The sequence below is a fragment of the Pseudomonas sp. 2822-15 genome, from assembly GCF_002742515.1.
Lineage (GTDB): Bacteria > Pseudomonadota > Gammaproteobacteria > Pseudomonadales > Pseudomonadaceae > Aquipseudomonas > Aquipseudomonas salomonii.
In genome coordinates this window covers 18,282-27,993 of the sequence record NZ_LJRY01000335.1, presented here as the reverse complement: position 1 = coordinate 27,993, position 9,712 = coordinate 18,282, and the positions used below count along the sequence as shown (strand labels likewise).

Sequence of the window (9,712 nt, the reverse complement as noted above, 5' to 3'; positions counted from 1 at the left end):
TCCACCACAACAGTACCAACCGACTCCCCAGCCTTGATGGTAATCACCGAGCCATTGCTCAAGGTGACAGTCACCGGGGTTTGGGCCGGATTGGTCAGGGTAGCGGTGTAAGTGATCTGACCGCCTTCGGTGACGGTGTTGCCCGCCGTCAGCGTGACGGTGGTGGCGTCGATCGAATCGGTGATCGTGGTAACCACAGGCGTCGTGCTCGGCACCAGGTTTTCAAAGTTGCCGCCGGTCGCACCGGTAATGGTGGTCGTGACAGTCGAACCGTTGTTGTAAACGTCGTTAGCCGGGGTATCCACGACGACCGTGCCAACCGACTCTCCAGCCTTGATGGTAATCACCGAGCCATTGCTCAAGGTGACAGTCACCGGCGTCTGCGCCGGGTTGGTCAGGGTAGCGGTGTAAGTAATCTGACCGCCTTCGGTGACGGTGTTGCCTGCTGTCAGGGTAACGGTGGTGGTGTCGATCGAATCGGTGATCGTAGTAACCGCAGGCGTGGTGCTCGGTACCAGATTCTCAAAATTGCCGCCGGTCACACCGGTAATAGTGGTGCTGACAGTCGAGCCATTGTTGTAGACGTCGTTAGCCGGTGTATCGACCACAACAGTACCCACCGACTCCCCAGCCTTGATGGTAATCACCGAGCCATTGCTCAAGGTGACAGTCACCGGGGTTTGCGCCGGATTGGTCAGGGTAGCGGTGTAAGTGATCTGCCCGCCTTCAGTCACGGTGTTGCCCGCCGTCAACGTGACGGTGGTGGTGTCGATGGTGTCGGTAATCTGTGTAACGGCCGGGTTCGGGTCAATCGTCAGCACCAGGTTGTTGCCGCCGGTGGTGCCGGTGACGTTCACGTTGATCTGGCTTGGGTCGATGTACGGGCTGTCATTCGGTGCCAGCGGCACGTTGACGGTGCCGGTCAGTTGGCCGGCGGTGATGGTGATCACTGCGCCGTTGGACAGGGTGATGCTCAAGTCATTGACAGGCGGCTGCGTGACGGTGGCGGTGTAGGTCAGCACACCACCGGCTTCAGTGATGGTCGGCGTTGCGCTCAGCGTCAGGGTCGACGTCTGCAAGGCCAGGTTGCCATTGCCGCCTGCGCCTTGGGCGCCCGTGAGTTGGGTTGTTGTCGCGGCGCCTTGGCCCAGTGGGCCGGTCGGGAAGCCGATCGTCGGGTCGACGCGGCCCGCAGTCGCGTCCAGTACAACAAAGCTGTGGCCCCCGCCCGCAGCACCATTACCGGCAGCCGTCGCGCCGGCGGCGGTAGCATCCAGGTCGGTGGTCGGGTCGGCGCCCGCGACGATGGCTTGCTGCAGTTCGGCAACCGACGGCGCGGCGTTTTCGGCGGCAGCGGCCAGGTCGAGGCTGGAGTCCGGCAGGTCGGCGCTCCACTGGGTTTCACGGCCCAGGTCCAGGGTGCGGCCGTCGGCCAGCTCAAGGCTCACGGCGCCGGACATGCCGGTGTCGACCTGGTCGCCTGCGAACAGGCGGTCACCTTCTACAAGGACACGGCGCGTCCCTTCCGGAGAAATAACGAAAACTTGACCAACAATGCTTTTGACGATGGCAACAACACTGCTCATTAAAGATTTCTCCGGCGATCCGTTTCTGATGAATTCCATGTGGCCGCTCGCGGGGGTGAGCGCCAGACAGGAGGGGGCGTAGTCTATGTAGTTAATGGCGTCAAATTATTGGCTAGATTTATTCGTTATCTAGTTTATGCCAAACTATTGACCTTCTTGTCGCCATCCTAAACAATTGGCCCCGTAATGTCACATTGATATTTATGCGGCGAACCGTCCTACATGTGTGAAGCAGTTCCGCTTTTTGAACTTTCCGACGTACGGTCATTACGGTAGCCATTATCCGACGCAGCGAGGCCAATCGCTGTGATTTGAGACAAGAAGTCCTGGGGAATTTTTTAATGCGTCTGCACCTGTTCAAGGCAATACCGTTCGTACTCGCCGCCGGTTTCGTACACGCCCAAACATTGCCCCAGGCCATGCAGCAGGCGCTGGATGTGCACCCGGAAATTCAAGCCGGCGTGAACAGCCGAATCGCCGCCGATTACCAATTGCGCGCTGCTCAAGGTGGTTACTTGCCACGCGTTGACCTGAACGCCGGTTACGGTCGTGAAGGTACCGACAACTCCACCACCCGCGCCGCCAGCGGCCCGAACGGCAACCAGTGGGACACCCACAACCGCGGCGAATCGAGCCTGCGTCTGCAACAGATGATTTTTGACGGTTTCGCCACCTCCAGCGAAGTCGGGCGCCAACAAGCCAACGTCAATTCCCGCGCTTACTCCTTGCTGGGTACTTCCGAACGCACCGGTTTGACTGTCGCCCAGGTGTACCTGGATGTGCTGACACGCCGTGAGTTCGTGCGCCTGGCTGAAGAAAACCTGCGCAACCACGAACGCATTTACGACCAGATCAAGCTGCGCACCCAACGCGGCGTCGGTAACGGTGCCGACCAGGACCAAGCCGAAGCGCGTCTGGCCCAGGCCCGCAACAACCTGATCACCGAGCAGACCAACCTGGCCGACTCACAGGTCAACTACCTCAGCGCCGTCGGCCAGATGCCCGACCAGCTTGAGCGCCCAGCGCCTTTTATGGCCATGCTGCCGGCGGACCTGAATGAAGCCCGTCGCCAGATGCTCGACAACAGCCCGATCCTGCGTTCGGCCGAGTCGGATATCTCCGCCGCCGAAAGTCAGTACGAAGCTGCCAAGTCCACCTTTTACCCGCGCTTTGATGCGGAGCTGGGCACTAATGCCGACAACAACGTCGGCGGCGATGCCGGCCACAGCAACGGCTGGGAAGCCATGGTGCGCATGCGCTTCAACCTGTTTGCCGGTGGCAGCAACAAGGCCGACCTGCAGTCCAAGTCGTACCAGGCCAGCCAGGCTCTGGATATCCGCAACAACGCCTTGCGCCAACTCAATGAAGAACTGGGCCTGGCCTGGAACGCCTTGAACAACGCCAACGCGCAGTTGCCGGTTGCCCAGCAATACGTCGACCACAGCACCCGCGTGCGCACCTCTTATCAGCAGCAGTTCAGCCTGGGCCAACGAACCCTGCTCGACTTGCTCGACAGTGAGAACGAATTGTTCACCGCTTCCCGTCGTCTGGAAGAGATCAAGAACATTCAGTTATTTACTCAATATCGAATCAAGGCGACCATGGGCGAATTGCTCAAAAGCCAGGGCGTAGTCGCACCGATGGCGTCCGTCGTACAGAACGACGTGAAACCTAAAGTCCAACTGCCTGGGATGAATTGAGCCACCCCAATAGCCCCATCTGTTAGTCGAGAGTGCACCGCGTGGAATCCGAAGTCAGTCGAGTTCATCTCAGTCATGATCCACGCACGCTGCACGACGACCCGTTACTGGACGGGCTGTTGGCGCTCTGTGCCCTGCATCAAAAGCCCGCCAGCGCGGCCATGCTCACCACCGGTTTGCCGCTGCCGTCGCAGCGCCTGAGTGCCGAGTTGCTGCCACGTGCAGCCGCGCGTGCCGGGCTGCAAGGCCGGGTGTTGCAGCGCAAGCTGGAACAGATCCCGACGATTGCACTGCCGGCGTTGCTGTTGCTCAAGGACGGTCGCAGTACCGTGCTGGTGGGTTGGCAAGGCGAAGACGAAGCACGCATCCTGCTCAGCGAAAGCGACGGCGGTGAAGTGCTGATCAAACGTGAGCTGCTGGCCGACGACTACATCGGCAAGGTCTTCTTCGCCCAGCCTCAGCATAAATTCGACGTCAACCACGGCACCCTGATTCCTCGGGCGCGCTCGTGGTTTCGCGACACGCTCAAACGTTCGCGCTGGCTCTACACCGACGCCATCGCCGCGAGCTTCCTGATCAACATCATCGCCATGGCCGCGCCGCTGTTTGTGATGAACGTGTACGACCGTGTCGTGCCAAACCAGGCCACCGCCACCCTCTGGGTGCTGGCCGTGGGTATCTGCGGCGCCTACCTGTTCGACCTGGTGCTCAAAAGCCTGCGCAGTTTGTGCCTGGACCTGGCGGGCAAGAAAACCGACCTGATCATCTCGGCCACGCTGTTCGAGCGCATTGTCGGCATGTCCATGAAGTATCGCCCGGCACGGGTTGGCAGCTTCGCGCAGAACATCCATGAGTTTCAGAGCCTGCGTGATTTCCTCGCATCCTTGACCCTCACCAGTCTGATCGACCTGCCGTTCACGTTGCTGATTTTCCTGGTGATCGCCATCCTGGGCGGGCACCTGGTGTGGATCCCGGTACTGGCGTTCCCGCTGGCCTTGGGCATCGGCTACGCCCTGCAAAAACCGCTGGTGGCGACCATGGAGCGGACCATGGCCCTGGCCGCCGAGCGTCAGTCCAGCCTGATCGAAACCCTCGCCGGGCTCGATGCGGTCAAGGTCAACAACGCCGAGAGCGAGCGCCAGTACGGCTGGGAGCAGACCATCGGCACCCTCAGCCGCCTCGAGCTGCGCGTGAAGTTGCTGTCGGGCCTGTCGATGAACATGACCTTGCTCATCCAGCAACTGGCCGGCGTGATCATGATCGTCTTCGGCGTGTACCAGATCATCGACGGCAACCTCAGCATGGGCGGCCTGATTGCCTGCTACATGCTCAGTGGCCGCGCTTTGAGCCCGCTGGCCTCGCTGTCGGGCCTGCTGACCCGTTACCAGCAAGCCAAGGTCACCATGACCTCGGTGGACCAGATGATGGAGCTGCCCCAGGAGCGCAATTTCGAAGAGCGCCCCATGAGCCGCCGCACCCTGCAAGGCGCCATCGAGTGCCGTGGCCTGAACTTCACGTACCCGAACCAACAGAACGCCGCGCTGAAAAACATCAACCTGGTGATCAAGCCGGGCGAAAAAATCGGCATCATCGGCCGCAGTGGCTCGGGCAAAAGCTCCCTGGCCAAACTGATTGTCGGCCTGTACCAGCCCGACTCCGGCGCTTTGCTGGTGGACGGTGTGGACGTGCGCCAGATCGACGTCAGCGAGCTGCGCCACAACATCGGCTACGTCGCCCAAGACATTCAACTGCTGGCCGGCACCCTGCGTGACAATTTGGTGTCCGGTGCGCGCTATGTAGAAGACGAAATGGTCCTGCAAGCCGCGGAATTGGCCGGCGTGCACGAATTCGCCCGCCTGCACCCACAAGGTTATGAACTGCAAGTGGGCGAGCGCGGGCAGAACCTCTCTGGCGGCCAGCGCCAGAACGTCGCCCTGGCCCGTGCGCTGCTGCTCAACCCGCCCATCCTGCTGCTGGACGAACCCACCAGCGCCATGGACAACACCGGTGAAGAACGCTTGAAACAACGCCTGCAAGCCGTGGTGCAAAACAAGACCGTGGTGCTGGTGACGCACCGTGCCTCACTGCTCTCGCTGGTGGACCGCCTGTTGGTGGTCGACCGTGGGCAGATCCTCGCAGACGGCCCGAAAGCCGTGGTTATGGAAGCGTTGAAAAAGGGGCAGATCAGTGTTGCTTAACTCCATCAAAAGCGCGGTCGGCCGTTACTTCAAAGGCACCGACTCGCTGCAGGGCCAGCCCCTGCCTGAAGTCAACAAAGCGCTGATCGAAGATGCGCCGCGGGTAATCCGCCTGACCATCTGGGCCATCATTGCGTTCTTCGTCTTCCTGGTGACCTGGGCCGGTTTTTCCAGCATCGACGAAGTTACCCGAGGCGACGGCAAGGCGATTCCGTCGTCCAAGCTGCAAAAAATCCAGAACCTGGAAGGCGGCATTGTCTCCGAGCTGTATGTGAAGGAAGGCCAGATCGTCGAAGCCGGTGCGCCGTTGATTCGCCTCGACGACACCCGGTTTGTCTCCAATGCCGGCGAAACCGAAGCGTTGCGCCTGGCCATGCAACTGCGCGTTGAGCGCCTGAGTGCGCAGGTGGATGACCGCCCGCTGAACATCCCCGACGACGTGCTCAAGGCCGCGCCCAGCCAGGCCGCCAACGAGCGTTCGCTGTATGAAAGCCGCCGTCAGCAGTTGAAAGACGAAGTGGGTGGTTTGCAGGAGCAACTGGTGCAGCGCCAGCAGGAACTGCGCGAATTCAGCTCCAAGCAAGGCCAGTACCGCAGCCAGTTGTCCCTGCAACGCCAGGAAATCAACATGTCCGAGCCGTTGGTGGCCCAGGGCGCGGTATCGCCGGTGGAAGTGTTGCGCCTCAAGCGCGCCGAGATGGAAACCCGTGGTCAGCTGGATGCCACCACCCTGGCGATCCCGCGCGCCGAGTCGGCGATCAAGGAAGTGCAGCGCAAGATCGACGAAACCCGTGGCAAATTCCGCAGCGAAGCCCTGACCCAACTCAACGAAGCGCGCACCGAGCTGAACAAGGCCGAGTCCACCGGCCGTGCTCTCGAAGACCGCGTCAGCCGTACCCTGGTCACCTCGCCGGTGCGCGGCATCGTCAAGCAGCTGTTGGTCAACACCGTCGGTGGCGTGATCCAGCCGGGCAGCGACATGGTCGAAATCGTGCCGCTCAATGACACCCTGCTGGTGGAAGCCAAGATCCGCCCGCAAGACATCGCCTTCCTGCATCCCGGGCAAGAGGCGATCGTCAAGTTCACCGCCTATGACTACACCATCTACGGCGGCCTGAAGGCCAAGCTTGAGCGCATCGGTGCCGACACCATCACCGATGAGGACAAGAAGACCACCTACTACATGATCACCCTTCGCACCGACCGCAGCCACTTGGGCACTGACGAGAAGCCCTTGTTGATTATTCCCGGCATGGTGGCCTCGGTGGACATCATCACCGGCAAGAAAAGCATCCTCAGCTACCTGCTCAAGCCGATCATCAAGGCGCGGGCCGAGGCGTTGCACGAGCGGTAATCTTCAGCGTCTGTCAGGGCCTCATCGCAGGCAAGCCAGCTCCCACATTGTGATTTGTGAACACATTCAAATGTGGGAGCTGGCTTGCCTGCGATAGCGCCATCCGCTTCACCGCAAATCCAACCCTAAAGCATATCGATATTCGCTAACGGTATTTAAGCTTCCATTCTTATACCTATAAATTCACTCCCCTGTCCGACCGGGAGTGCCCTTATGTCCGCCACCTCTACTGTTCCAACAGCGACCCCCACCGCCCAATCCTTCGAGATTCGCCCACTGCCCGGCAGTGTCGGCGCCGAGGTCATCGGCCTGGACTTGTCCCGCCCGGTCAACGACACGGACTTCGCCCGCATTCACCGCGCGCACCTGGACCACCACGTCGTGGTGTTCCGCGACCAACGCATTACCCCTGAACAACAGATCGCCTTCAGCCGCCGTTTCGGCGTGCTGCAGATCCACGTGCTCAAACAATTCCTGCTGGCCAACCACCCGGAAATCCTGATCGTCTCCAACATCATCGAGAACGGCCAATCCATCGGCCTGGGTGACGCGGGCAAGTTCTGGCATTCGGACCTCTCCTATAAAGAGCTGCCCAGCCTGGGCTCAATGCTGCACGCGCAAGAGTTGCCGTCCGAAGGCGGCGACACCCTGTTCGCCGACATGCACAAAGCCTGGGAGCAACTGCCCGAGCATCTGCGCAAAGCCGTGGAGGGCCGCAGCGCCGCGCACTCCTACACCGCGCGTTACAGCGAAACCAAATTCGAAGGCAACTGGCGCCCAACCCTCACGCCCGAACAGTTGGCTCAGGTGGCGCAAGTGGTCCACCCGATTGTGCGTACCCACCCGGAAAACGGCCGCAAAGCTCTGTTCGTCAGCGAAGGCTTCACCACCCGTATCGTCGGCCTGCCGGAAGATGAAAGCCGCGACCTGCTGGCCCAGCTCTACGCCCACAGCGTGCTGCCGCAGAACATCTACCGCCACCAGTGGCAGCCCCACGACCTGGTGTTCTGGGACAACCGCTCGCTGATCCACCTCGCCGCCGGTTGCCCGAGCCACCTGCGCCGCAAACTGTTTCGCACCACCATCCAGGGCGATGCGCCTTTCTGATTTCCGGCAAGAGAGTTGACATGAACGCGCCCCTGCAAGGCCACGCGGCCAGCACCCTGAGTATCGCCAAACCGCTGTTGGCGGTGGACAACGTCAGCCTCGAATACCGCACGCCCGAGCGCGTGGTGCGGGCCACACACCAAGTCAGTTTCGAGATCGACCCGGCTGACCGTTACGTGCTGCTTGGCCCTTCGGGGTGCGGCAAATCCACCTTGCTCAAGTCCATTGCCGGGTTTATCAAACCCTGCGAAGGCGAAATTCGCCTGTTGGGGCAAAAGGTCGACGAACCTGGGCCGGATCGCATTGTGGTGTTCCAGGAATTCGATCAACTGCCACCGTGGAAAACCGTCAAACAGAACGTGATGTTCCCGCTGCTGGCCTCCAAGACCCTCAAGCGTCGCGAAGCCGAAGAGCGCGCGCTGCACTACCTGGAAAAAGTCGGCCTCAGTGCCTTTGCCGACGCCTACCCGCACACCCTGTCCGGCGGCATGAAGGCCCGTGTGGCCATCGCCCGTGCCTTGGCCATGCAACCGAAAATCCTGCTGATGGACGAACCCTTCGCCGCCCTCGATGCCCTGACCCGGCGCAAGATGCAGGAGGAATTACTGCTGCTGTGGGAAGAGGTGCGCTTCACCCTGTTGTTCGTCACCCATTCCATCGAAGAGGCGCTGGTGGTGGGCAACCGTATCCTGTTGTTGTCGCCGCACCCCGGGCGCGTGCGGGCAGAAATCCACAGCCATCAATACGACCTGCACAGCCTCGGCGGTGTGGAATTCCAGGCGTCGGCGCGGCGTATTCATCGCCTGCTGTTCGATGAAGCGCCCGAAGCCGAACGTGAGTTGGGTTTCGCCGATATCCGCATTGCTTACTAAGGGGCCGCACCATGCGCCAGGAATTTGAAGTCACCCTCGAACCACTGCTCAGCGTCCCCGTCGAGCGCGAATTGCCCCTGCGCCAACGCCTGTGGCAACAAGCCTGGCTGCGCAAGGGCTTGATCCTGATCGTGCTCGCAATTCTCTGGGAGGCGGTCGCCCGCTACCAGAACAACGACCTGCTGCTGCCGAGCTTTTTGCAGACGTCCCAGGCGCTGTTCGACGGCTTGCTCAGTGGTGAACTGTTGAGCAAGGTCTGGATCTCGCTGGCGGTGCTGATCAAGGGCTACCTGATCGGCATCGTGTTGGCGTTTGCCCTCACCACCTTGGCCGTGTCCACGCAATTGGGCCGCGACCTGCTCAGTACCCTGACGTCGATGTTCAACCCGCTGCCGGCGATTGCCCTGCTGCCGCTGGCGCTGTTGTGGTTTGGCCTGGGGCAGAACAGCCTGATCTTTGTGCTGGTGCATTCGGTGCTGTGGGCGTTGGCGCTGAACACCTATTCGGGGTTTCTCGGCGTGTCCGAAACCCTGCGCATGGCCGGTCGTAACTATGGCCTCAAGGGCATGCGTTTTGTGTTGTTCATCCTGATTCCGGCGGCGCTGCCGTCGATCCTAGCGGGCCTGAAGATCGGCTGGGCCTTTGCCTGGCGCACATTGATCGCCGCTGAACTGGTGTTCGGCGCCACCAGCGGCAAAGGCGGGCTGGGGTGGTACATCTTCCAGAACTGCAACGAGCTGTATACCGATAAGGTCTTCGCCGGTTTGGCCGTGGTGATCCTCATCGGCCTGCTGGTGGAAAACCTGGTGTTTGATACCTTCGAGCGGCTCACCGTAAAGCGTTGGGGCATGCAGCGCTGAGCCACCGATCCCTGCTAGGATTGCGTGCAATTCAC

The 9,712-nt window shown here is 60.9% G+C and carries 7 protein-coding genes; 6 read left to right on the top strand and 1 reads right to left on the bottom strand.

The genetic code is table 11. The features are described 5' to 3' along the window. On the bottom strand, window positions 1-1,586 hold a 1,586-nt coding region (locus AOA59_RS28410; protein ID WP_143522843.1), incomplete at its 3' end, for a retention module-containing protein. 341 nt (window positions 1,587-1,927) lie between these two features. Here AOA59_RS28410 and AOA59_RS28405 point away from each other — a divergent pair. From AOA59_RS28405 to AOA59_RS28380, 6 genes are all read left to right on the top strand, one after another. Continuing rightward, on the top strand, window positions 1,928-3,286 hold the full coding sequence (locus AOA59_RS28405; protein WP_065931495.1) for a TolC family outer membrane protein: 1,359 nt from the start codon (window positions 1,928-1,930) through the stop codon (window positions 3,284-3,286). 41 nt (window positions 3,287-3,327) lie between these two features. After that, window positions 3,328-5,484 carry a type I secretion system permease/ATPase gene (locus tag AOA59_RS28400; RefSeq protein ID WP_056858202.1) on the top strand — a complete coding sequence of 719 codons (2,157 nt, stop codon included), beginning with the start codon at window positions 3,328-3,330 and terminating at the stop codon, window positions 5,482-5,484. Then, window positions 5,474-6,838 (top strand): HlyD family type I secretion periplasmic adaptor subunit, encoded by a 1,365-nt coding sequence (locus AOA59_RS28395; RefSeq protein WP_065931496.1) that lies wholly within the window; start codon window positions 5,474-5,476, stop codon window positions 6,836-6,838. Before AOA59_RS28400 ends, AOA59_RS28395 begins: the two co-directional genes overlap by 11 nt. 213 nt (window positions 6,839-7,051) lie before the next feature. Continuing rightward, on the top strand, window positions 7,052-7,945 hold the full coding sequence (locus AOA59_RS28390) for a TauD/TfdA family dioxygenase (protein WP_099489803.1): 894 nt from the start codon (window positions 7,052-7,054) through the stop codon (window positions 7,943-7,945). A 20-nt stretch (window positions 7,946-7,965) separates the two neighbouring features. Continuing rightward, a complete protein-coding gene (locus tag AOA59_RS28385; RefSeq protein WP_099489802.1) occupies window positions 7,966-8,817 on the top strand; it encodes an ABC transporter ATP-binding protein in 852 nt (283 codons plus the stop codon). Window positions 8,818-8,828: 11 nt separating this feature from the next. Continuing rightward, window positions 8,829-9,677, top strand: coding sequence for an ABC transporter permease (locus AOA59_RS28380; protein ID WP_099489801.1), 849 nt, complete (start codon window positions 8,829-8,831; stop codon window positions 9,675-9,677). Window positions 9,678-9,712 lie beyond the last annotated feature (35 nt).